Annotated in this window: 22 protein-coding genes; 8 read left to right on the top strand and 14 right to left on the bottom strand. The window is 54.2% G+C overall.

What is annotated here, in order from left to right:
- Window positions 1-89: 89 nt before the first annotated feature.
- Entirely contained in the window at window positions 90-1,223 is a 1,134-nt protein-coding gene (pdxB, locus tag MUG06_RS01405) for a 4-phosphoerythronate dehydrogenase PdxB (RefSeq protein WP_215846072.1), read from the bottom strand.
- Between the two features lie 55 nt (window positions 1,224-1,278).
- Complete coding sequence (locus tag MUG06_RS01400; RefSeq protein WP_243077505.1) at window positions 1,279-2,058, bottom strand: helix-turn-helix transcriptional regulator; 780 nt, start codon at window positions 2,056-2,058, stop codon at window positions 1,279-1,281.
- Between the two features lie 94 nt (window positions 2,059-2,152).
- Between MUG06_RS01400 and MUG06_RS01395 the strand changes: the two genes are divergently transcribed.
- Window positions 2,153-3,052, top strand: coding sequence for a DMT family transporter (locus tag MUG06_RS01395; RefSeq protein WP_215846071.1), 900 nt, complete (start codon window positions 2,153-2,155; stop codon window positions 3,050-3,052).
- Here the strand turns inward: MUG06_RS01395 and MUG06_RS01390 are convergent.
- Together MUG06_RS01390 and tctD are read right to left on the bottom strand one after the other, a co-directional pair.
- Window positions 3,039-4,421 (bottom strand): sensor histidine kinase, encoded by a 1,383-nt coding sequence (locus MUG06_RS01390; RefSeq protein WP_215846070.1) that lies wholly within the window; start codon window positions 4,419-4,421, stop codon window positions 3,039-3,041. The two genes, MUG06_RS01395 and MUG06_RS01390, sit on opposite strands and share 14 nt — an antisense overlap.
- Window positions 4,412-5,083: a transcriptional regulator TctD gene (gene tctD, locus MUG06_RS01385; RefSeq protein WP_243077504.1), complete on the bottom strand. Its 672-nt coding sequence runs from the start codon at window positions 5,081-5,083 to the stop codon at window positions 4,412-4,414. Before tctD ends, MUG06_RS01390 begins: the two co-directional genes overlap by 10 nt.
- A gap of 119 nt (window positions 5,084-5,202) precedes the next feature.
- Here tctD and MUG06_RS01380 point away from each other — a divergent pair, with 119 nt between their 5' ends.
- From MUG06_RS01380 to flk, 4 genes are all read left to right on the top strand, one after another.
- Window positions 5,203-6,183: a tripartite tricarboxylate transporter substrate binding protein gene (locus tag MUG06_RS01380; RefSeq protein ID WP_243077503.1), complete on the top strand. Its 981-nt coding sequence runs from the start codon at window positions 5,203-5,205 to the stop codon at window positions 6,181-6,183.
- A 12-nt stretch (window positions 6,184-6,195) separates the two neighbouring features.
- Window positions 6,196-6,627: a tripartite tricarboxylate transporter TctB family protein gene (locus MUG06_RS01375; RefSeq protein WP_243077502.1), complete on the top strand. Its 432-nt coding sequence runs from the start codon at window positions 6,196-6,198 to the stop codon at window positions 6,625-6,627.
- Window positions 6,628-6,637: 10 nt separating this feature from the next.
- Complete coding sequence (locus MUG06_RS01370; RefSeq protein ID WP_243077501.1) at window positions 6,638-8,143, top strand: tripartite tricarboxylate transporter permease; 1,506 nt, start codon at window positions 6,638-6,640, stop codon at window positions 8,141-8,143.
- Between the two features lie 111 nt (window positions 8,144-8,254).
- Entirely contained in the window at window positions 8,255-9,295 is a 1,041-nt protein-coding gene (gene flk, locus MUG06_RS01365) for a flagella biosynthesis regulator Flk (protein ID WP_243077500.1), read from the top strand.
- Between the two features lie 10 nt (window positions 9,296-9,305).
- On the opposite strand, the gene MUG06_RS01360 is transcribed toward flk, so the two are convergent.
- Window positions 9,306-9,761 carry a rhodanese-like domain-containing protein gene (locus MUG06_RS01360; RefSeq protein WP_243077499.1) on the bottom strand — a complete coding sequence of 152 codons (456 nt, stop codon included), beginning with the start codon at window positions 9,759-9,761 and terminating at the stop codon, window positions 9,306-9,308.
- An 87-nt stretch (window positions 9,762-9,848) separates the two neighbouring features.
- Between MUG06_RS01360 and MUG06_RS01355 the strand changes: the two genes are divergently transcribed.
- Window positions 9,849-11,285 carry a PLP-dependent aminotransferase family protein gene (locus MUG06_RS01355; RefSeq protein ID WP_243077498.1) on the top strand — a complete coding sequence of 479 codons (1,437 nt, stop codon included), beginning with the start codon at window positions 9,849-9,851 and terminating at the stop codon, window positions 11,283-11,285.
- On the opposite strand, the gene MUG06_RS01350 is transcribed toward MUG06_RS01355, so the two are convergent.
- Both MUG06_RS01350 and fabB read right to left on the bottom strand, forming a co-directional pair.
- Window positions 11,248-12,432, bottom strand: a complete 1,185-nt coding sequence (locus tag MUG06_RS01350; RefSeq protein WP_243077497.1) for an MFS transporter — start codon at window positions 12,430-12,432, stop codon at window positions 11,248-11,250. The genes MUG06_RS01355 and MUG06_RS01350 overlap by 38 nt on opposite strands.
- Before the next feature lie 235 nt (window positions 12,433-12,667).
- Window positions 12,668-13,888, bottom strand: a complete 1,221-nt coding sequence (gene fabB, locus MUG06_RS01345) for a beta-ketoacyl-ACP synthase I (protein ID WP_215846062.1) — start codon at window positions 13,886-13,888, stop codon at window positions 12,668-12,670.
- Window positions 13,889-14,042: 154 nt separating this feature from the next.
- Between fabB and mnmC the strand changes: the two genes are divergently transcribed.
- Window positions 14,043-16,052 (top strand): bifunctional tRNA (5-methylaminomethyl-2-thiouridine)(34)-methyltransferase MnmD/FAD-dependent 5-carboxymethylaminomethyl-2-thiouridine(34) oxidoreductase MnmC, encoded by a 2,010-nt coding sequence (gene mnmC / locus MUG06_RS01340; protein WP_243077496.1) that lies wholly within the window; start codon window positions 14,043-14,045, stop codon window positions 16,050-16,052.
- A gap of 23 nt (window positions 16,053-16,075) precedes the next feature.
- Here the strand turns inward: mnmC and MUG06_RS01335 are convergent, their stop codons facing one another.
- The 6 genes from MUG06_RS01335 to prmB are packed head-to-tail and all read right to left on the bottom strand — an operon-like array spanning window position 16,076 to window position 20,680.
- Entirely contained in the window at window positions 16,076-16,357 is a 282-nt protein-coding gene (locus MUG06_RS01335; RefSeq protein WP_215846060.1) for a YfcL family protein, read from the bottom strand.
- Window positions 16,358-16,389: 32 nt separating this feature from the next.
- Window positions 16,390-16,935 (bottom strand): elongation factor P hydroxylase, encoded by a 546-nt coding sequence (locus MUG06_RS01330; RefSeq protein WP_243078470.1) that lies wholly within the window; start codon window positions 16,933-16,935, stop codon window positions 16,390-16,392.
- A 43-nt stretch (window positions 16,936-16,978) separates the two neighbouring features.
- Window positions 16,979-17,782 carry a sulfite exporter TauE/SafE family protein gene (locus MUG06_RS01325; protein ID WP_243077495.1) on the bottom strand — a complete coding sequence of 268 codons (804 nt, stop codon included), beginning with the start codon at window positions 17,780-17,782 and terminating at the stop codon, window positions 16,979-16,981.
- A gap of 8 nt (window positions 17,783-17,790) precedes the next feature.
- Window positions 17,791-18,612 (bottom strand): penicillin-insensitive murein endopeptidase, encoded by an 822-nt coding sequence (gene mepA / locus MUG06_RS01320; RefSeq protein ID WP_215846056.1) that lies wholly within the window; start codon window positions 18,610-18,612, stop codon window positions 17,791-17,793.
- Between the two features lie 4 nt (window positions 18,613-18,616).
- Window positions 18,617-19,702 (bottom strand): chorismate synthase, encoded by a 1,086-nt coding sequence (gene aroC / locus MUG06_RS01315; protein WP_215846055.1) that lies wholly within the window; start codon window positions 19,700-19,702, stop codon window positions 18,617-18,619.
- Window positions 19,703-19,747: 45 nt separating this feature from the next.
- Window positions 19,748-20,680 (bottom strand): 50S ribosomal protein L3 N(5)-glutamine methyltransferase, encoded by a 933-nt coding sequence (prmB, locus tag MUG06_RS01310; protein ID WP_215846053.1) that lies wholly within the window; start codon window positions 20,678-20,680, stop codon window positions 19,748-19,750.
- A 159-nt stretch (window positions 20,681-20,839) separates the two neighbouring features.
- On the opposite strand from prmB, the gene smrB reads away from it, so the two are divergent.
- Window positions 20,840-21,388 carry an endonuclease SmrB gene (smrB, locus tag MUG06_RS01305; protein ID WP_215846051.1) on the top strand — a complete coding sequence of 183 codons (549 nt, stop codon included), beginning with the start codon at window positions 20,840-20,842 and terminating at the stop codon, window positions 21,386-21,388.
- A gap of 34 nt (window positions 21,389-21,422) precedes the next feature.
- Here the strand turns inward: smrB and sixA are convergent, their stop codons facing one another.
- Complete coding sequence (gene sixA / locus MUG06_RS01300; RefSeq protein ID WP_215846050.1) at window positions 21,423-21,905, bottom strand: phosphohistidine phosphatase SixA; 483 nt, start codon at window positions 21,903-21,905, stop codon at window positions 21,423-21,425.
- Window positions 21,906-22,099 lie beyond the last annotated feature (194 nt).

The raw sequence follows: 22,099 nt of genomic DNA, 5'->3' as shown, positions 1-22,099 counted from the left end.
TCGCGCTTACCCTGTCCACTTACTGTGGTAAGTGCCTGGCGTTCACTCATTTGCCGACTTTCTGCAACGGAAATTACAAGGAAATGAGATTAGCTCTCCTGCAAATGCGCATCAAAACCCAGCTTCGCCAGCATCTCGGCAGCGTCGCGATCGTTGCAGATCACCTGCAACGAAGACCATTCGCGGCGCTCTTCATACTGCTTGCGCAGGCGATCAAATTCACCGGGTTGCGCCGCCACTTTACGTAAGGGCGCGTCGTCGCGGCGCACATCATACACCAGATGCACCAGCCGTTTCAGCGTTGGCTGATCAAGCGCGCCCTGCAGCGTAATGCTGCTGAACTCCGGTGTCGGTAATAACTCGCTCAGTGGCACCTGCTGCGGTTGCCCGATAAACGCGCTCCAGGCTTCAAACACTTGCGTGGTACCTCGCGCTTTACCTTCCAGCGTGTAGCCCGCGATATGGGCGGTGGCGATATCAACTTTATCGAGCAGCGCCAGTGAAAGATCCGGTTCCGGTTCCCATACATCCAGTATCACGCTGAGATCCGATCGCATGTTCAATACTTCCAGCAGCGCGACGTTATCGACCACCGGGCCGCGGCAGGCATTAATGAGAATGGTATTGGGTTTAAGAGCCATCAACAGTGCTAAATCAGCCAGATGCCAGCTTTTATACGGTCCGTCTTTAAAGAGTGGCGTGTGGAAAGTCAGGATATCAGCCTGTTTAACCACCTCATCCAGCGACAAAAAATCGCCGTCGTCGCCACGATCGGCGCGCGGCGGATCGCACAGCACGGTTTTCACGCCCCAGGCTTCAAGACGTTTCTGTAAACGTCCGCCGACATTGCCAACGCCGACGATGCCGACTGTGCGATCGCGCAGTTGAAAACCATCGCGTTCCGCCAGTAACAGCAGCGACGAAAAGACATATTCCACCACGGCAATGGCGTTACAACCCGGCGCGGCAGAGAAAGCGATCCCCGCCTGTTGCAGCCACACTTCGTCGATGTGATCGGTGCCCGCCGTTGCGGTACCAACAAATTTCACCGGTTTACCCGCCAGCAAGGCTTCATTCACCTTGGTAACTGAACGCACCATCAAGCCATCGGCATCTGCCAGTTCGGCTTCCGGTAAAGGACGACCCGGCACCGCCAGCACGTTTCCGGTGCGGCTGAACAGTTCACGGGCATAAGGCATATTTTCATCGACGAGAATCTTCACCACGGCTTTCCTGTCTGTTGTCTTTAAGGGCGTTATTCTGGCACAAAGCCACGCGTTAGCCTAACCGTGTGCGGTAGCGATCGGGCGTGGTGCCCGCTTGATGTTGAAACATGACAATCAGCGCAGAAGCGGAGCTATATCCGAGATCGTGAGCAATAGATTGCACGCTGTTGCCCTGCTCCAGCAGCGCAATTGCCCGCAAAAAACGCAGCCGCTGACGCCATTCGCTGAATGACATATTGAGCTGCTGATGACAGCGGCGCGCCAGCGTGCGTTCTGTGGTAAAAACGCGGGCCGCCCACGCTGCTAGCGTCGTGTTATCACCGGGGTTGGCCTCCAGCGCGTGCAGCACTGGCGCCAAAAATTTATCTTCCGACGTAGGCAAATAGCTTTCCTGAACGGCTGCGAGACGCAAGCGGTCGCGCAGTACATTACACAGCCGCAACTGCTCGTCGCTGACAGGCAGCACAATTTCCTCTCGGGCGAATTCATCCATAATGGCATGCACGATCGGATCGACAATCAGCAAGCACGCTTTGATCGGCAACCCTTCACACAGATCGGCGGCCAGGTTAAAGGTGCGAAATTGGGCCTGCCGATGATTATAGCTGCTGTGTACCAGCCCCGGCGGGATCCAGATAGGGATGTCGGCAGGCGTGAGCAGCCGTTCACCTTCTACCCGCATCTCCAGCACATAACTTTTCACAAAGATCACCTGGCCCCAGCTATGCGCGTGCGGCAAATATTCGGTTTGCGCATTGGCCTGCTCAAAACGAAAGAAGTAGCGCAGCGCATTGGCATCAACTGGCGCCTGGTAAATGATTTGTGAAGTCATTATGTCCGGTCATTAAAGATTTTTGTCCGATATTAACTATCTGAATAAAACCGGACAAGCGTACACTGCGCCCATTCTGTATCGGGAGAGCGTTATGAGTTTCTTGTTTCCGCTGATTGCGGTGATGATCTGGTCGATCAATTCGATCGTAAGTAAGTTGTCGGCGGATGCTATTGATCCCGCCGCCATCTCTTTTTATCGCTGGCTGTTAGCGCTGCTGGTGTTAACGCCGTTTATTTTGCCTGGCGTATGGCGTCAGCGGCGACAGATTAAACCGCATTTGGGGCAATTGCTGCTGCTTGGGCTGCTGGGTATGGTGTTGTATCAAAGCCTGGCTTATTACGCCGCGCACAGCGTAAGTGCACTGTTTATGGGGATCATCGGCGCATTAATTCCGCTGCTTACCGTGCTGTTAAGCGTAGTGATCCTGCGCATTGCCCCGACGGTGGGGATTCTTTTTGGCAGCATCATCTCATTTGCCGGTTTAGTTTGGCTGGTCAGCGAGGGAAATTTACCGCTGTTGCTGAGTCATGGATTAGGCAAAGGTGAGTTAATGATGCTGGCGGCTTCCGCCTCTTATGCGCTTTATGGTGTGCTGACCAAGCGCTGGGCAATACCGCTGCCGATCTGGCAAAGCTTATACATGCAGATCGTGTTTGGCGTACTGCTGCTGTTACCCGGTTTTTTATTTGCACCCGACGTAACACTGAATCTGCATAATATCCCGTTGGTGGCGTTCGCGGGCCTGTTTGCTTCAATCATTGCGCCTTTCTTGTGGATTCATGGCGTACAGCGTTTAGGTGCCAGCACCACCACTATATTTATGAATCTGATTCCGATATTTACTGCGCTGATTGCCGTGCTGTTCCTGCATGAGCAGTTGCACAGTTATCACTGGATTGGCGGAGGTTTGACACTGTTTGGCGTGATTTTGGCACAGCGTTTGAAAACACCGCTGTCAGGTCGTAAACCGAGCCGTATCACTCGGATTTAAACGCGATAGTGACGCGCAGTCCGCCCAGTAGCGGACTGCGATCCATGACAATCAACGCTCCATGCCATGCACAAATATCCTGCACCAACGCCAATCCTATTCCTGCGCCAGGCTGCAAGCTGCCATGATCAAGTCGGGAAAAGGGCTGTAAGGCTTTTTCCTGTTCCGCACTGTCGATGCCCGGCCCGCTGTCTTCTATTTCTAATGTTTTCCCCTGTAGCCTTGCCGTAATTACCCCGTTCAGCGGCGTGTATTTGATGGCATTGTCCAGCAGATTGGCGCATAACTCGCCCAGCAGCAGGCGATCCCCTTTGACTTCGCTGTTCTCATCACCTTCGTAACCTAAATCGATCTGCTTGTTCCGGGCCGCCGTGTAACCGCTGAAACAGGCATCCCGCAGGATCTCCGCTAAATCGACGCGCGGCAGCTGTTTCTCTTCGCCGTGACGCGCTTTTATTTGCGCCAGTTGCAGTAATCGATCGGTGAGCAAAATAGTGTCATCCAGCGTGTGTCGCATTCCTTGTAAACTCTCTCGCCACTGCTCGGGGCAATTGCTGCTCATCGCGACACCTACCTGCGTTTTGAGGATTGCTAGCGGCGTACGCAGTTGATGTGCTGCGTCAGCGCTAAAACGATCCTGACGCGCCATCATTCCACGCAACCGCTCAAGATAGCGATTAAAAGCAATAATCAACGGCTGTAATTCTGACCAAGGCAACGATGGAAGCGGCGTTAACTCGCTAACATCGCGGCGTAAAACAATGCGCGATAGACGTCGTAATGGACGCAGTACGCGTCGCAGCATCAATCCCGCCAGTAACAGCGTCATCAGCACCAGCACGCTTTGACTCAGCAGCGCCGTACGCATTAAACCTTGGGCAAACTCCTGACGCGAATTCAGTGTTTCAGCCACGATAATTAGCGCCATACCTTCTGCCCCCGCCTCGCTGATGGGTTGCCAAAGTGCAGCAATGCGAATCGGTTGCTGTCGATAGCGGCCATCATAAAAATGCACCAGCGCGGGCCAGTCGTTTGAAAGTGCGTGATGGGGTGGAATCGGCGGCAGGTCGTCATAACCTGACAGCGTTTTACCTTGCGGCGAAATCACTTGGTAAAACAGCTGATCGTTCATGTTGCGCTCAAAGCTGTCGAGCACGACCCAAGGCACATCCACTTCAAGATGACGATTACGTACCACCAAGCGTTCAGCAACGGTGCGCGCCGAGGCCAGCAATGAGCGATCATAAGCCTGATTGGCTGCAGCCAGCCCGCTTTGATAATGGGTATAAACCGACAGACCCCACAACAACGTGAGCGGCAAGCCCAACCACGCCAGTAATTCGCCACGCAGTGAACGGATTAGCCGCATGGCACCGTTTCCAGGCTGTATCCCAGACCGCGTAGCGTCACAATCGCGACATCGCTACCGGCCAGTTTTTTACGTACCCGGTGTACGTAAAGCTCAATGCTTTCCAGGCTGACATCATCAGCCAGGGTAAACGTTTGTTCATAAAGATGCTGGCGTGAAACCGGGCGCCCTCCTCGCTGCATCAAGGTTGTAAGTATGCTGGCTTCGCGCGGGGTCAACGCCAGCGGCTTGTCCGCCAGCAAAAAATAGCCTTCAGGATCGCGTGTCAACTGGCCTAGCGCCTGGTTTTGCGCAGAAAGCGTTTGGCTACGCCGCAACAGTGCCCGTAACCGCGCTTCCAGTTCATCCAGCTCAAAGGGTTTAGTGAGGTAATCATCGGCTCCCTGATTCAGCCCGCGCACCCGATCGTCGAGCGCGCTGCGCGCAGTCAGTAATAAAACCGGCACATTTTTTCCGCGCCGACGCAGTCGCGTTAGCACCTCAATACCATCCATACGCGGCAGCGAAACATCCAGTACCACCAGAACATATTCCTCGCTGTGCAGCATGTGATCCGCCGCTACACCATCCGCAACCCAATCCACGGCAAATCCTTTTTGCGTTAGCGCTTTCTGCAACCAGCGCGCCAGCTCAACCGTATCTTCAACCAGTAAGAGACGCATATCACATCCTGTCATTATTTCTGGGCAGTGAAAGGTAAATGAAAGGTAACTGTTTTAACAATTCAGCAACGCCGAATATTCGGCAGCAATCACACTCTGGAAGAACAAGGGAGCGAAAGATGAAAAAAATAATCCGCACCACCTTAGCCTCAACCCTACTGGCCTTACTGGTTCCCGCTACTTTTGCCGCCGATGCGCCCAAACGTACTGAATGTATTGCGCCTGCCAAGCCTGGCGGCGGCTTTGACCTGACCTGCAAACTCCTGCAAGTGTCATTGCAGGAGACAAAACAGATCGATTCACCGATGCGCGTCACTTATATGCCCGGCGGCGTGGGTGCGGTTGCCTACAACGCCATTATTGCGCAGCGCCCCGCCGAAGCGGGCACGGTGGTCGCCTTCTCCGGCGGCTCGCTGCTTAACCTTTCTCAAGGCAAATTTGGTCGCTATTCAGTAGACGACGTGAAGTGGCTGGCAGCAGTCGGCACCGATTACGGCATGATTGCAGTGCGTGAAGATGCCCCATGGAAAACGCTTGGTGAGCTGATGGAGGCGATGAAGAAAGATCCCACCAAAGTGGTGGTTGGCGCGGGCGCATCTATTGGCAGCCAGGACTGGATGAAAACCGCGCTGCTGGCGCGTGAAGCAGGCATTGATCCGCGCAAGATGCGTTACGTCGCGTTTGAAGGTGGCGGCGAGCCGGTTACTGCGCTGTTGGGTAATCATATTCAGGTGGTTTCTGGCGACATGAGCGAAATGGTGCCGCATCTGCAAGGTGGAAAAATGCGCGTGCTGGCTGTGATGGCGGATAAACGTTTGCCTGGCCCGCTGGCGAATGTGCCGACCGCTAAAGAACAGGGCTTTAACATCGAATGGCCGATTATTCGCGGCTTCTATTTGGGTCCAAAAGTCAGCGATGCCGAGTATCAATGGTGGCAAGACGCCTTTAAAAAGATGGTGAATACGCCGGAATTTCAAAAACAGCGCGATCTGCGCGGTCTGTTTGAATTCAACCTGTTTGGTGCAGAACTCGACAGCTATGTCAAAAATCAGGTCGCCTCTTATCGCGATCAGGCGAAATCTTTCGGCCTGGCTAAATAACCGGAGCACATGATGAGCGATCGTATTTTTGCGGCTATTTGGCTTGCACTTTGCCTCGGCGGCATGGTGATAGCCTGGCAAATTCAGAGCGAATACAGCTACGAACCGGTTGGCCCGCGCCCTTTTCCCCTGACGATTTTGGGTTTGATGGCGATCTGCGCCCTGCTGATGCTGTTTCGTAAACCAGACACTATTCAATGGCCTACTCAGGGCACATTAAAGCGTTTAGTCGCACTGGCGCTGATGCTGATGCTTTATGGCTGGCTGTTTGAAACTCTGGGTTTCGCGCTCTGCACCACGTTGTTGACGTTTGGCATCGGCATGCTGTTTGGTGCACGTTGGTGGGCGGCAGCGCTTTCCGGCGTGATCATGGGGTTGACGCTGTTTTACGCCTTTGACCGCTTGCTGGACGTGACGCTGCCCATGGGCAGCTGGCTGAGTTAAGGAGAATATCATGGATACCTGGTCTTTTTTGATGCAGGGTTTCGCCGTCGCCATGACGCCCGAAAACCTGATAATCGCCTTGATCGGCTGTTTTATTGGCACCATTGTGGGTTTGTTGCCGGGTCTCGGCCCGATCAATGGCGTCGCTATTTTAATGCCGCTGGCTTACGCGCTGCATTTGCCGGCGGAATCGGCGCTGATCTTGCTGGCAACGGTATATATCGGTTGTGAATATGGGGGTCGCATCTCATCCATTTTGCTGAATGTGCCAGGCGATGCCGGTGCCATTATGACGGCGCTGGATGGCTATCCGATGGCGCAGCAAGGCAAAGCGGGCGTAGCGTTGTCGATTTCTGCGGTGAGTTCCTTTGTCGGCTCTACCATTGCCATTCTCGGCATTATTTTATTCGCCCCGCTCCTGGCAAACTGGTCACTGGCATTTGGTCCGGCTGAATATTTTGCGCTGATGGTTTTCGCGATTGCCTGCCTCGGCAGCATGATGAGTCAAAATCCGTTGAAATCTTTTCTGGCCGCATTAATCGGTCTCGGCATGGCGACCGTGGGCGTTGATGCGAATACCGGCGTTTACCGCTTTACCTTCGACAGTGTGCATCTTTCTGATGGCATTCAGTTTGTGGTGGTGGTAATTGGTCTGTTCTCGGTGAGTGAAATCTTGTTGATGCTGGAATCCACCCATTCTGGGCAGAAAGCGGTGCGCGCCAGCGGTCGCATGATGTTCAACATGAAAGAGGCCGCGATGACGGCCGGTGCCACGCTGCGATCGTCGTTTATCGGTTTCTTCGTCGGTGTGTTACCCGGCGCAGGTGCCACCATCGCCAGCGCCATTGCTTACATGACTGAAAAGAAAATCAGCGGCAGCGACCAGTTTGGTAAAGGTGATATTCGCGGCGTGGCAGCGCCAGAAGCGGCAAACAACGCATCGGCTTGCGGATCCTTTATTCCAATGCTCACGCTGGGCATTCCCGGCTCAGGCACCACCGCAGTCATGGTGGGTGCGTTAACGCTCTACAACATCACGCCCGGCCCTGCGATGTTTATTGAACAGCCAGACATCGTGTGGGGATTGATCGCCGCACTGTTGATTGGCAACGTCATGCTGTTGATCATGAACATTCCCATGATCAACGTGTTTGCCCGCATGCTGACGATTCCGCTGTGGTTTTTGGTCCCCACCATTGCGGCCATCTCCGCCGTGGGCGTCTATGCGGTTCACAGCACCACGTTTGATCTGCTGTTAATGGTTGGCTTGGGTGTCTTTGGTTATATTCTGCGTAAAATGGATTTCCCCATGTCTCCGCTGATCCTGGGTTTTGTCTTAGGTGAAATGCTGGAACAGAATCTGCGGCGCGCGCTCTCAATCAGTAACGGTAATTTGCCGATCCTGTGGGAAAGTCTGATTTGCAAAGTGCTGCTGATCTTAGCGGTTGCCGTCTTGGTGGTGCCTTTTGCCTGGAAGCGCTGGCGCCGTATGCGCCTGAAGCTCATCCCTGAGTAATTCCACCGAAACGCGAGCGCCCCCGTGGGATTTCCCGGGGGCTTTTGTTATCATGGCGCATTCTCATTCCGGCGCACCCCACGCTGTTCTGTTTTCCCCAAGGAATCCGCCATGCAACCTGTTAGCGGCCCCGGTGTGCCGGTCGGCGATCGTTCATCTGTAAATCCGCAAACGGGCGCACCTCGTCCCGGTTCTGCGCCTGGAGAACAGCCACTCTCTCCTGCGCAACGCACCACGTTGGAACGCCTGATTGTGCGCATTTTGTCGCTGAGCAATCTTAAAGCGCCTGAGCTTTGGTCTGGTATACGCCGTGAAGTGAATGTGAAGAGTGACGCCGAGTTGCAGTCACGTCATTTTCCTGCTGCCGAGCAATACCTCACGGTGCGCCTGACGCAAGCACAAACCGGCCACGCGACGCGCCAGTTGATGACCCAGCTAACCGATTTACTGCCGCAGGGCAACAATCGTCAGGCGGTGAGCGACTTTATTCGGCAGCAGTTTGGTCAAACCGTTTTAAGTGCCTTGAGTCAGGATCAGCTACGTCAGGTGCTGACCATGCTGCAAAATGGCCAAATGGCGATTCCGCAGCCGCAGCAAACGCGCTCCAGCGATCGCAGCCTGTTACCGGCTGAGCATCACACCCTGAACCAACAGATCATTCGTTTGGCCGCCGCAACGGGCGAATCCAGCGGCAAATTGTGGGCCTCAGCGTTGAAACTGGTGAACCTTACCAGCGGCGATCCGATCCCATCACGCCATTTCCCGCTGCTGACGCAATATTTACAGGTGCGTCAAACCCTGAGTCAGCACAGCGCGCCAACGCTGCAACTGCTGGAAGCCTCGCTGAAGCAGCCGCTGGCGCAGACCGAACAGCGCATGATGGAGGATTACAGCCAGCAGCGATTCCAGGCGACACCGCAAACTGTGCTTACGCCTACCCAAACGCAGGATCTGCTGAACTTTTTGTTCTCACGTCGGGCTGAAAAAATGTCTGAGCAGCCTTTGGCCGCCAGTGAAATCAAACCTCAGCCAATCTGGGCACCCATTGCGGCCTCCTTGCCGCCGTCACTCCAACCGCTGGCGCAGCGGCCGTTGCTGGTCATCTTCATCGCCTTGCTGGTGATTGCATTTTTATTGTGGATCGTCCTTTAAAGACGCTGCATTAGCAGCCGCAGGATGCGGCATCGCCTGTAGTTGAAATTGCGCCTGGCCATTCGCCTGGCGCATTACCCCACGCCATCGGATGGCCATCGCGCTTCCAAAAATCCAGGCCGCCAATCAACTCTTTCACCTGAAAACCCAAGGTGGCGAGCTTATACGCCGCTTTCGTTGAGCCATTGCAGCCAATGCCATCGCAGTAAGTGACATAGAGTTTACTGCGATCTAACTGTGCTGTTGATGCTTCATCCATAATGCGATGAGGAAAGCTGATGGCGCCGCAAATGTGCCCAGCGCGATAGATCTCCGCTGATCGTGCATCGATCACCACAATTTCACTCATCTGCTGCGCCAAATCTTCGGCGAGATCCCACGCATCCGTGTAATAAGCCAATTTGGTTTCCAGGTACGCCAGACTTTGCTGCGAAGAAACGGGCGGAAAACGTAATACAGATGACATGGTGATTCTCCTGTTGTGAAGTGCAGCCAGTTTACGGCAAAGTGGACTGCTCATTGATACCCATTTATCTCTCACAATAAGACCAATATGAGCACACCGCTGCTGCAACTCTTCCATCATCAAGCGTCGGGCGGACTGCGTGAACGTTTGTGCGCCACGCTGCGTCTGGCGATAGCGAATCACCACTTGTCCGTGGATCAAAAGCTGCCCTCGACGCGACAAATGGCATCGGATTTAAACCTGTCGCGTGTGACGGTGGAAGCGGCTTACGCGCAGTTGGAAAGCGAAGGATATTTACGACGTGAAATCGGGCGCGGCAGTTTTGTGGCTATCACCATGCCCAATAAAGCGCGCAGCACGGCGTTAACGCAACTGCCTCACTTCTCCCTGCGCGGTAACCGTGTATTAGCAACCGGGGGTTGCCAGGATCCGCTCTTTCCACAGGCTTTTGCCGCCGGTTCGCCAGAACTTCGCGCCTTTCCTCAGCAAATCTGGCGGCGAATCAGCGCCACTGTGCAGCGTTCGCTTGGCAGCGCGGTGATGGGTTACGGCGATCCGCTGGGTTATCAGCCTTTACGCCATGCGGTGGCAGATTATCTGGCCTTGTCGCGTGGCATACATTGCCAACCCGAACAGGTGATCATGCTCACCAGTTCACAGCAGGCGCTACAGCTTCTGGCGCTGATGTTTCTCGATCCGGGTGATGAAGTCTGGCTGGAGGAACCGGGCTATCCCGGCGCGCGTAATGCTTTTCTCGCGGCAGGTGCAAACTGTCGCGGTATTGCGCTGGATCAGGAAGGCGCGAAACCCCACTCTGGGGCAGCAAAGTTGATGTATCTGACGCCTGCGCATCATTATCCAACGGGTGTCACCATGAGTTTAGCGCGCCGTTTAGCCTGGCTTGATTGGGCGCGGCGTCATCGCAGCTGGCTAATTGAGGATGATTACGACAGTGAATTTCACTATGACGAACGCCCGACGCCAGCGCTGCAAGGACTGGATTCGCATAGTCGCGTCATCACGCTAGGGACGTTTTCAAAATCACTGTTTCCTTCACTGAGGCTGGCCTGGATGGTGGTACCCCCTGAACTGGTGATACCTCTCGGTCAGGCGCGCAGCGTCATGGATGGACACAGCGCCCTGTTGCCGCAAGCGATTACCGCCGAGTTTATGCAGCAAGGTCACTTCACCAGCCATTTGCGTTTAATGCGGCAGCTTTATCGCAGTCGCCGCGACCTGCTAATAGAGCAAATTGAGCAGCGCCTTGCGCCGTGGATCACGCCAATGGCCCGCACAGGCGGCTTGCAAATGGCGGTATCACTGAAGCAGGGAGATGAAGCGAGGCTGACCAACCTCGCCGCGCAAGCAGGATTGCAACTGCCGAGGCTAAGCCCGTTATATACCAGTGATATTCGACAGCCAGGTTGGCTACTGGGCTTTTCTGCTCTCACACCCGGCGAAATCGTTGCCGGATGTGACAAGCTGGCTAAGCTGTTTGCGGCTGACGCGCAAAGCGCCAGGTAACTAAAATCCCGAGTACCGCGCAGCACGCACCTGCCAAATAGACAGAACCGTAACCCAGCGCGGTCGCCAGCAATCCGGTGAGCGGCCCGCTGGCTCCGTAAGCGACATCCTGGAATGCAGAAAAGCCCCCAAGCGCGGTGCCGCGCACCTGCGGAGAAACGCGTTTAATCACTTCTACGCCCAGCGCCGGGAAGATCAGTGAGCAACCGCAGCCGGTCAAAGCAGCCCCCATTAATGCCATCCAACTTTGCGTTGCCAGTCCCAGCAATAGCAATCCGCAGGCTTCCACCAGCAGCGAAATCATCGCCACTTTTACGCCACCCAACCGATCCGGCAAGCCACCAAAAAGGAGACGCACCAGCACAAACGCCAGGCCAAATGCGGTAAGGGTAAAGCCCGCATTGCCCCAGTGTTGTGCAGCAAAATAGAGCGAGGTAAAAGTACCGATCACCGCAAAACCGGCACCTTGCAGCGCGAGCGCGAGCCCCGGCTGAAAAATGCTGCGTACCACGCTGAACAGCGAAGGCCGCTCGCCGCCGACAACCGGCACGGCTTTGATCCAATTATTCAACCCCAGCGCAATCAGCGGCAGCACGACGGCAACCGCGCCCAACAGCGCAAAACCCCCCTGCTGATGCAGCAGCAAGCCGAGCGGCGCGCCCGCTGCCAGCGATCCATAAATCGCCATGCCGTTCCATGACATCACCAAACCAGAACGTTTTGGCCCAACTAAACCCATGCCCCATGTCAGATTACCGGTCAGCAGCAAACTTTCGCCAAAGCCGAGCAGCAAACGACCTATCGACAGCAAGCCGAACTTCGCCTCTATTGGCACCGGCAGCAGCGCAGCAGCGAGGTAAGCCAGCCCCACTAAGGCTATCGCTAACATGCCGTGTTGCGTGGTGAGTTTTGCGCCATGCTGATCGGCTCGACGTCCGGCAAAACCGCGCGTGAGTAAAGTGGCAAAGAACTGAATGCCAACCGCGATGCCCACCATCACGTTGTTCATTCCTAACTCTTGATGCACATAGAGCGGGATAACCGGCAAAGCCAGGCCCGCAGTGAGATAAGTCAGGAATACGGCCAGCGAGGTGCAAGCCAAAGGAAAGGTCGACTGAACTTGCGATTCAGCGGCTGAAGAGGACATTAACGTAACTCCTTGTTCTGAGACGTGCCATGACGGCAAAAACCAACGACGCGCGCGCCTTCTGTCGTAACAGAAGATTTACGCGTTGGTTAACGTGAACGCTTACGTAACGAGAATGGTCGTTAAGGCAGGACTACACCACAGTCGAGCGAAAGGGAATTCTGGCAAGGGGTTAGAATTATGTCAAAGAAAAGGGCCGGCAAGCCGACCCTTGAGGTAAAGATGAGGTGAAACCTTAAGCCTGATACTTACGCATCGTCAAAGTCGCGTTGGTGCCACCGAAACCGAAGCTGTTAGACATAACGGTTTTCAGCGCTTTTTCAGTCGGCTTAGTCACGATATTCATACCTTCTGCCGCTGCATCCAGCGAGTCGATGTTAATGCTTGGCGCAATAAAGCCGTGCTCCAGCATCAGCAGGGTATAAATCGCTTCCTGCACGCCCGCTGCACCCAATGAGTGACCGGTCATGGCTTTGGTTGCAGAAATGTAAGGCGTGTTATCACCGAACACTTCACGGATTGCACCCAGCTCTTTCACATCGCCCACTGGCGTTGAAGTACCGTGGCTGTTCAGATAATCGATTGGGGTATCAACGCCCTGCATCGCCATCTTCATGCAGCGCACTGCGCCTTCGCCTGATGGTGCAACCATGTCAGCGCCGTCGGATGTTGCGCCGTAGCCTACGATTTCAGCGTAGATGTGTGCGCCACGTGCCAGCGCGTGCTCCAGCTCTTCGACCACAACCATACCGCCACCGCCTGCGATAACAAAGCCATCGCGGTCGTTGTCATAGGTACGAGAAGCTTTTTCAGGCGTTTCATTATATTTGGTAGAAAGCGCGCCCATGGCGTCGAATTCGCAGGACATTTCCCAGCACAACTCTTCACCGCCGCCAGCAAACACGATGTCTTGTTTGCCCAGCTGAATTTGCTCAACCGCATTACCGATACAGTGTGAAGAGGTCGCACAGGCAGAGCTGATTGAGTAGTTCACACCGTGAATTTTGAAAGGTGTAGCCAGACAGGCTGAAACGCCTGACGCCATCGCTTTAGTCACGACATACGGACCTACTGCTTTCAGGCCACGCGGGCTACGCATTGCGTCTGCGCCGAACACCTGATAACGCGGAGAACCGCCACCTGAACCGGCAATCAGACCCACACGTGGGTTGTTCTGATAGGCTTCGTTGGTCAGGCCAGAATCTTTAATCGCTTCTTCCATGGAAAGATAAGCATAGATGGACGCATCACTCATAAAACGCACGATTTTGCGATCGATGAGGCCGGTGGTATCTAACTTAACGTTACCCCAGACGTGACTACGCATGCCGGAATCTTTCATCTCTTGAGAAAATGTGATGCCAGAACGGCCTTCACGCAGAGATGCCAGCACCTCTTGCTGATTATTACCAATACTGGAAACGATCCCCAAGCCAGTAATCACCGCACGTTTCATTCAATAGTCCTCTTCCACATCTTTTGGATTGACGTGCACTCTAGCTTACACTTGTACGCCGAACAAGTCCGATCAGCCATTTCCTTTTGTAAATTTGCGTCATGTCACGCTGGTCGCTAAAATCGCGCCACTGCCTGAAAAATGAGCCTTTGCCGTGAAATCAACGCCGGTCGAACACGCCGAACTAAGCTGGAATGAACAGGGTACACCTGTTTCCCGAGCCTTTGAAGATGTCTATTTCTCTAACGATAACGGCCTTGAAGAGACGCGTTATGTCTTCCTTGGCGGCAACCAATTTCCACAGCGTTTCGCCCATCATGAGCGAGATTTATTGATCGTTGCTGAGAGTGGATTCGGTACCGGGCTCAATTTTCTTACGCTTTGGCAAGCCTTTGAGGCATTTCGCATTGAGCAACCCAATGCCAGATTGCAGCGTCTGCATTTCATTAGCTTTGAGAAATTTCCTTTAACGCAGAATGATTTAATCGCGGCACTGCGGCATTGGCCTGAACTCGCCCCGTGGGCAGAACAATTGCAACAGCAATGGCCGATCGCTCTGCCCGGCTGTCAGCGCCTGCTTTTTGATGGCGGACGCATTACCCTTGACCTGTGGTTAGGCGATATTAATGCATTAATTCATAGCCTCGATGACAGCCTTTATCGTCAGGTTGATGCGTGGTTTCTGGATGGCTTTGCCCCCTCGAAAAACCCAGATATGTGGACGCCAGAACTGTTTAACGCCATGGCAACATTGCTACGGCATGGCGGCACGTTTGCCACGTTTACCGCCGCTGGTTTTGTCCGTCGTGGATTACAAGACGCCGGTTTCGCCGTCACGCGACGCAAAGGTTTTGGACCTAAACGCGAAATGCTATGCGGTCAACTCGCGGCCGCACCCGCGCTACCTGTGCGCCAACCCTGGTATTCTCGACCCGCCGCGCGACAGCGGGAGATCGCCTTAATCGGTGGCGGCGTAGCCAGCGCGACGCTGGCGCTGGCTTTGCTGCGACGAGGCTGGCGCGTAACGCTTTACTGCGCCGATGACGCGCCCGCGCTGGGCGCGTCAGGCAACCGTCAGGGCGCGCTTTATCCGTTGCTCAATCAACACGACCCCGCACTTGCGACCTTTTTCCCTGCCGCTTTCAGTTTCGCGCGTCGTTTATACGATCAATTACCGGTTCAATATGAGCACAGCTGGAGCGGCGTGTTGCAACTGGGATGGGATGAAAAAAGCGCGGCGAAAATTGACCAGATGCTGAAGATGGCCTTGCCCGATGCGTTAGCGCATGGCGTGGATCAACAGCAGGCTGAAGCGTTGGCCAATCTACCGTTGGGCTGCGGCGGGATTTTTTATCCGCAAGGCGGCTGGCTTTCCCCTGCAGAGTTGACTGCCGCGATGCTGGCTCGCGGTGAAGAACAAGGCTTGCGGATTCACTGGCTGCATCGTGTGACTGATATGACTTATCAGGAAGAAAGCTGGACGTTACAGTTTGCTGATTCTGCTGCAGTGCAGCATCACGCTGTGGTGCTGGCGAGTGGACACGCCTTAACGGACTTTTCGTTAACCGAGCAGCTTCCGGTTTACGCGGTGGCGGGCCAGGTGAGTCATGTGCCTTCTACGCCGGGACTGGACGCACTGCAAACAGTACTCTGTTACGACGGCTATTTAACGCCGATCAGCCCGCAATTTGGCACGCACTGCATCGGTGCCAGCTACCGTCGTGGTGAAACCGAATCTGATTATCGCGAAGCCGATCAGCAGGAAAACCGTACGCGTTTACTTCATTGCCTGCCTGAAAGCCCTTGGGCTAAGCAGGTTGATGTCAGTGCCGGGGAAGCGCGTATCGGCGTGCGTTGCGCAACCCGCGATCACTTACCGATGGTCGGTAGCGCGCCAGACTATGCCGCTACGCTGGCGCAATATCAGGATTTACCGGCACAGCGTGCGCAAAATGGCGATATCGCTGATGCGCCACATTATCCACAACTTTACCTGTTTGGTGCGCTGGGTTCGCGCGGTTTGTGCAGCGCACCTTTGGCCGCAGAAGTGCTGGCGGCGCAACTGGCAGGTGAACCGCAGCCGTTAGATGCCGCTACGTTAGCAGCGCTTAATCCGAATCGTTATTGGGTGAGAAAACTGCTGAAAGGTAAAAAAGTGGGTTGAGGGCGGCATGCCGCCCTGCATATTCAGGCCGATTTGCGCGCCTGCAAAAACAGATTGTCCCACATGCCTACCACCAGCGCTTGATCGCGCGGTGATAACTCGCCTGCGGCAATCGCATTCTGCAGACTGCGTGTAACGTGAATCTGTAATGCTTCAGGCGTGTGCTCATCCAGTCGTTCGATTTCGGCGACAGCCAGCGTGAGGTGGCCGCTTAAATAACCGCTGGCAAACAGCTCATCGTCGCTGGCGTGTTCAACCATGTCGTCAATGAGGGCCAGAATACGCGCTTCAAATTCTGCGATCATCTCAATTCCTCTTTTTGATGTGCCTTCACAGGTCACAGATCTTCCGGCCAGGGAAACTGTGAGGCCGTCAACGAAGGCCTGCCATAAAATTTAGCTAATGCTGCAATAAAACGCGCGGGTCGTGCGGGTATACCCTGCTCCAAATAAGACATGACCTGAGCATGAACCTTACGTTGGAAAGCAATGCGATCCGGCTCACAATCTCCCTCGAGATTGTCACAACTCACGTTGAAGGGAAAGCCTGCCGCAACACAAAACATCCATTCCAGCGCCTGCGGCTTCACTTCTACCGCTTCAAACTGACTTTGCGTCAACGCGTCGCGGCCATCCGGGCAATACCAATAACCAAAATCAACCAGTTTGCGGCGTGCTTCACCGGCAATACACCAATGTGAGATTTCATGCAGCGCGCTGGCGTAGAAACCGTGAGCAAAAACCACGCGGTTCCACGGCGATTCGGCATCTGCCGGAAGATAGATCGGTTCGTCATCGCCTTTAATTAGACGGGTCTGAAAGTCGTCGCTGAAGCAGCGATCAAACAGCGTAACCAGCTGCTCATAGTGATGTGTTGTGTTCATGCTGTCATTTTGAGAGGAAATAGGCGCCATTTGGCATCATCCATTACAAGTGCAGCGTGGCGAACCACGCCATAATGCTGCTACCGTGGCTGTCCCACAATAGTTTGATACTCATTACCGCTGAGACAATCACCACCATCGGACGAATCAGCTTCTGACCACGCGTCAGCACCAATCTTGCGCCGAGACGCGCGCCGCAGAATGCGCCGAGCATCATAATCACGCCGGTTCCCCACACCACTTTGCCGCCAAACATAAAAAACAGCAGGCTGCCAAAGTTGGAGGTGAAGTTAAGAATTTTGGCGTGGGCGGTGGCTTTAGCGAGGTTGTAGCCGCACAGCGTTACGAAAGCCAGCGCGTAAAAAGAACCGGCACCGGGGCCGAAGAAGCCGTCGTAAAAACCGATAGTTCCGCCACCTATCAACGCATACGGCAAACCGTAAAGGCGACGCGCGCGATCCTCTTCACCAATGCGAGGCATTAACAGGAACCACAACCCAATCGCAATCAGCAAGATCGGTAAAACCTGACGTAACATATCAGCCTGAAGCCGCTGTATCAGTACGGCACCGATCACCGACCCGACAAAGGTCATGGCGATGTTGAGCCATTGTTCGTTTAATTTGACCGCGCCGCGACGAATAAAATAGAGACTGGCAGAGAATGAACCGCCCACTGATTGCAGCTTGTTGGTCGCCAACGCCTGCGCGGGAGAAAGGCCAGCCGCCAGCAATGAAGGCACCGTTAACAAGCCACCGCCACCCGCAATAGAATCAATAAAGCCCGCCAGCATGGCAACAAAGAACAGCAGCCCAACCAGCAGCGGGCTGACGACGAACCAATCCATGACATCCCTTACAGTAAATGTTTATCCAGTAATGCCTGACAAGCCGCTGGCAGCGGCGGCGGTTCGCGTTTTACAGGCGCTGAACCGGGTTGTTTGGGTAAGAACCAGCTCTGTAGCTCTGCGCCACAACCATCGCCCGGCGGTGGCGGAGCTTGATCGAGACATTCACTGCTGCCTTGCGGACAACGCAGACGCACATGCATGTGAGCGCGATGCGCAAACCAGGGACGAACTTTATGCAGCCATTCACGATCGTTCCCTGCATCGGCACAAAGCTGCTTTTTAATCGCTGGATTGACGAAGATACGTGATACTTCTTCATCTTTCGCCGCCAGTTTGATCAAGCTGTCAATTTCTGGACGCCAATGGCGCGCGACAACGTTTTTATCGCCGGGCGCAACCAAATCCAGCGGTTGCGGCTTCAACAACTGCTGCGATGTCCAGCGCGTTTTGGGGAGCTGCAACCAAATATCCACATCCAATCCTGATTGATGACTGGCGTGTCCGCTGCTGAAACGTCCGCCCGCTGCCATGCCCATATCACCGATCAGCACATTGCCCAATTGCAAATTATGCGTCTGAGTACTTAAGCGCTGAATGAACTGAATCAAATCAGGATGTCCAAAATAGCGACGCTGATCCTGACGCATCACCTGATAATTTGGCGCATTAAGCGGCAAAGCCTGCGCACCCACAATACAGCCATTAGCAAAGCCGCCGACTGACTGCGGCGCACCCGCAATCGGCTGCTGAATGCGCTGCCAAGGCGTTGCCGCCAGGCTGGATGCGCTAATCACCAGCGCGGAAAGCGTGAGCAGAAGACGTTTCATTGAATTACCAGCGCGGCACAGTGGAATTGACATCAGCGCACTGCGCACGCTGACGCAGCAGATGATCCATCAACACGATCGCCATCATCGCTTCAGCGATCGGCACCGCGCGAATCCCTACGCAGGGATCGTGGCGACCTTTGGTGATCATCTCCACTTCTTCACCCTCGCGGGTAATGGTTTTACCGGGCACGGTAATGCTGGACGTCGGTTTCATTGCCAGGTTAGCGCTGATCACCTGACCACTACTGATGCCGCCAAGAATGCCGCCCGCATGATTGCTCTGGAAACCGTTGGCACGAATCTCATCACGATGTTCACTGCCACGCTGATTAACGACGGCAAAGCCATCACCAATTTCAACACCTTTTACGGCATTAATGCTCATAAGTGCATGGGCTAAATCAGCATCAAGACGATCAAACACCGGCTCGCCAAGACCTGGTGGAACGTTTTCAGCCATCACCGTGACTTTGGCGCCGATTGAGTCGCCCTCTTTTTTCAGACCGCGCATCAATTCGTCCAGCGCTTCCAGCTTGTCAGCATCCGGGCAGAAAAACGGATTTTCTTCCACGATGCTCCAATCTTTTAGCTCGCATGCGACATCACCAATCTGTGCCAGATAGCCGCGCACCACTACGCCGTGCTTCATGTGCAGATATTTTTTGGCAATGGCGCCTGCCGCTACGCGCATTGCGGTTTCGCGAGCGGAAGATCGTCCGCCGCCGCGGTAATCGCGCTGGCCATATTTCTGTTCGTAGGTGTAATCAGCATGGCCGGGACGGAACAGATCTTTGATCGCACTGTAATCCTGCGAGCGCTGATCGGTGTTTTCAATTAACAAGCCAATCGAAGCGCCGGTGGTGATGCCTTCGAACACACCAGACAAAATTTTCACCTGATCGGGCTCACGGCGCTGCGTGGTGTAGCGTGACGTACCCGGACGACGACGATCGAGATCGTGCTGAATATCGGCTTCGGTGAGCGGAATGCCCGGCGGCACACCATCAACAATACAGCCCAGCGCAATACCGTGGGACTCACCAAAGGTGGTTACTCGAAAAAATTGTCCGATGCTGTTTCCGGCCATTTTGATTCCTTGTTACGGTTCTCAGAGCGAGCACTCGCCCCGCTTTCAGTCTTTGAAAAAAGAAAAATGATGTTGTGCGTCGACAATCTGCTGGCGCGTCAGCATGAACACGCCGTCGCCGCCATTATCAAATTCCAGCCAGGTGAACGGCACATCAGGATATTGTTCGATCATGTGCACCATGCTGTTGCCCACTTCGCAAATCAACACGCCCTGCTCGCTCAGGTAATTTGGCGCGCAGGCAAGAATGCGGCGTACCAGTTTCAAACCGTCGCTGCCCGCAGCCAAACCAAGTTCCGGTTCGTGGCGATATTCGTTTGGCAGATCGTCCATATCTTCCGCATCCACATACGGCGGATTGGTAACGATCAGGTCATATTTTAATTCAGGCAGGCCACGAAACAGGTCAGCGCGGATCGGCGTGACGTGATGAATTAAGCCATGCTCTTCAATGTTTTGTTCGGCGACAGCCAGCGCATCGGTAGAGATATCTACCGCATCCACTTCGGCTTCTGGGAAGGCATAAGCGCAGGCAATGGCGATACAGCCGCTGCCAGTACACATATCCAGAATGTGATGTGGCGTTTCACTGATTAAACCGGCAAAACGGTTATCAATCAGTTCACCAATCGGTGAACGCGGCACTAAGACGCGCTCATCAACGTAAAATTCGTGACCACAGAACCAGGCTTTGTTGGTCAAATAAGCAACCGGAATACGTTCGTTAACGCGACGAATTACACGCTCAACGATGCGGTGACGCTCGCTGGCGGTCAGACGCGCGTTACGCATATCTTCAGGGATGTCGAGCGGTAGCCAGAGGGACGGCAGGACTAACTGAACGGCTTCGTCCCAAGGATTGTCTGTGCCATGTCCGTACCAAATTCCGGCAGCGGAAAAGCGGCTAACCGCCCAGCGCAGCATGTCCTGAATGGTGTGCAGTTCGTTCACTGCCTCATCGACGAAAATTTTGTCCACGTAGCCCTCCGCAGGCCTTTTGCTAAATCGGCCGATAGTGTGCCATGAAGCCGGAGAGAATTCAGCGCGGTGAGGTGAAAAAGCTGACATTTAATGACACTTAACGGTAAGGTAACGCCATCCGCTGAAAACAGCCTTTTCTGACATAATTTACCCGCCATGAGTAAAAAAACGCCCCTTAGCCAGGACGATAAATCGCTGTTTCGCCAGTTGATGACCGGCACGCGTAAGCTGAAACAAGACACGATCGTGCACAAACCGGTGGTGAAAACCCGCCAAGTGCCCACGAAACGCCTGCTTTCCGAGCAGGCAGATAATAGTCATTATTTCTCTGATGAATTCCAGCCGCTGCTGTCGACAGAAGGCGCAACGCGCTATGTACGTGCCGATGTCAGCCATTTTGAACTGAAAAAATTGCGGCGTGGCGACTATACGCCAGAGATATTTCTCGATCTGCATGGTTTAACGCAGCAGCAGGCTAAGCAGGAATTAGGCGCATTGATTGCAGCCTGTCGACGAGAACATCTGTTTTGCGCCAGTGTGATGACCGGCCACGGTAAGCATATTTTGAAACAGCAAACGCCGTTATGGCTGGCTCAGCATCCGTTTGTCATGGCTTTTCATCAGGCACCCAAGATGTTCGGCGGCGATGCTGCGCTGCTGGTATTGATTGAAATTGAAGAGTGGCAACCGCCCGAGCTACCTTGAGAAGGGATTGGGCCGATCATTCGGCCCATGGGCATTAAATAGCTTTCGCCAGTTTTGACGGACTGACCTGCCACTTTAATTTGCCTTCGCTCTGGCTGGCATCAAAATCCACACAGGCAATAGCAGAAGTGGCGAACATCGGCGGCGCTTCCTGCGGGCAGAGTTCAGAAACCAGATAACCCACCAACGGCAAGTGCGAAATCACCAATGCTGATTTCACGCCTTCATTTGCCAGCGTCTGTAAGTAGCACGCCACCAAACCCGGATCGCCGCCAGGCGTCAACTCAGGTAACACGTCCTCTTCGACAGGCAGAGACAACGCTTCACGAACTGTTGAGAGCGTTTGCCCCGCGCGCAAATAAGGGCTTACTAAAACACGTTCAATGTCTGGCGCTTGACTGTTGAGCCAGCTCGCCATTTGGCGTGATTCATTACATCCACAAAGCGTTAAAGGCCTGACTGAATCGCTTGCTGCTTCCAGAGCTGCATCGCCGTGACGCATGATAAAAACTTGCATAAAGCACCGCTGTAGTTTGTCGACATCGCCCGACGCTGAGCGTCTGACTCTTCATTCTGCGAATGAACGCTGTGTTGTACCTTAATGGCTTCAGTATAGTCAACCGGTTGTTTATTAAATAAGCACATCTCAGAACCGTGCGGTGCCGCAGACTTTTGCGGCACCGGTCTAACCCGCTGAATCGGTGCGGTTAT

This window comes from Pantoea sp. MQR6, from assembly GCF_022761075.1.
GTDB lineage: Bacteria > Pseudomonadota > Gammaproteobacteria > Enterobacterales > Enterobacteriaceae > Pantoea > Pantoea phytostimulans.
This window is presented reverse-complemented; position numbering and strand designations above follow the sequence as displayed.

Bases quoted from the DNA above. Each gene is read 5' to 3' on its own strand.
- MUG06_RS01400 (WP_243077505.1), bottom strand. From the start codon at position 2,058: ATGACTTCACAAATCATTTACCAGGCGCCAGTTGATGCCAATGCGCTG.
- MUG06_RS01395 (WP_215846071.1), top strand. From the start codon at position 2,153: ATGAGTTTCTTGTTTCCGCTGATTGCGGTGATGATCTGGTCGATCAAT.
- MUG06_RS01390 (WP_215846070.1), bottom strand. From the start codon at position 4,421: ATGCGGCTAATCCGTTCACTGCGTGGCGAATTACTGGCGTGGTTGGGC.
- tctD (WP_243077504.1), bottom strand. From the start codon at position 5,083: ATGCGTCTCTTACTGGTTGAAGATACGGTTGAGCTGGCGCGCTGGTTG.
- MUG06_RS01380 (WP_243077503.1), top strand. From the start codon at position 5,203: ATGAAAAAAATAATCCGCACCACCTTAGCCTCAACCCTACTGGCCTTA.
- MUG06_RS01375 (WP_243077502.1), top strand. From the start codon at position 6,196: ATGAGCGATCGTATTTTTGCGGCTATTTGGCTTGCACTTTGCCTCGGC.
- MUG06_RS01370 (WP_243077501.1), top strand. From the start codon at position 6,638: ATGGATACCTGGTCTTTTTTGATGCAGGGTTTCGCCGTCGCCATGACG.
- flk (WP_243077500.1), top strand. From the start codon at position 8,255: ATGCAACCTGTTAGCGGCCCCGGTGTGCCGGTCGGCGATCGTTCATCT.
- MUG06_RS01360 (WP_243077499.1), bottom strand. From the start codon at position 9,761: ATGTCATCTGTATTACGTTTTCCGCCCGTTTCTTCGCAGCAAAGTCTG.
- MUG06_RS01355 (WP_243077498.1), top strand. From the start codon at position 9,849: ATGAGCACACCGCTGCTGCAACTCTTCCATCATCAAGCGTCGGGCGGA.
- MUG06_RS01350 (WP_243077497.1), bottom strand. From the start codon at position 12,432: ATGTCCTCTTCAGCCGCTGAATCGCAAGTTCAGTCGACCTTTCCTTTG.
- fabB (WP_215846062.1), bottom strand. From the start codon at position 13,888: ATGAAACGTGCGGTGATTACTGGCTTGGGGATCGTTTCCAGTATTGGT.
- MUG06_RS01335 (WP_215846060.1), bottom strand. From the start codon at position 16,357: ATGATCGCAGAATTTGAAGCGCGTATTCTGGCCCTCATTGACGACATG.
- MUG06_RS01330 (WP_243078470.1), bottom strand. From the start codon at position 16,935: ATGAACACAACACATCACTATGAGCAGCTGGTTACGCTGTTTGATCGC.
- MUG06_RS01325 (WP_243077495.1), bottom strand. From the start codon at position 17,782: ATGGATTGGTTCGTCGTCAGCCCGCTGCTGGTTGGGCTGCTGTTCTTT.
- mepA (WP_215846056.1), bottom strand. From the start codon at position 18,612: ATGAAACGTCTTCTGCTCACGCTTTCCGCGCTGGTGATTAGCGCATCC.
- aroC (WP_215846055.1), bottom strand. From the start codon at position 19,702: ATGGCCGGAAACAGCATCGGACAATTTTTTCGAGTAACCACCTTTGGT.
- smrB (WP_215846051.1), top strand. From the start codon at position 20,840: ATGAGTAAAAAAACGCCCCTTAGCCAGGACGATAAATCGCTGTTTCGC.
- sixA (WP_215846050.1), bottom strand. From the start codon at position 21,905: ATGCAAGTTTTTATCATGCGTCACGGCGATGCAGCTCTGGAAGCAGCA.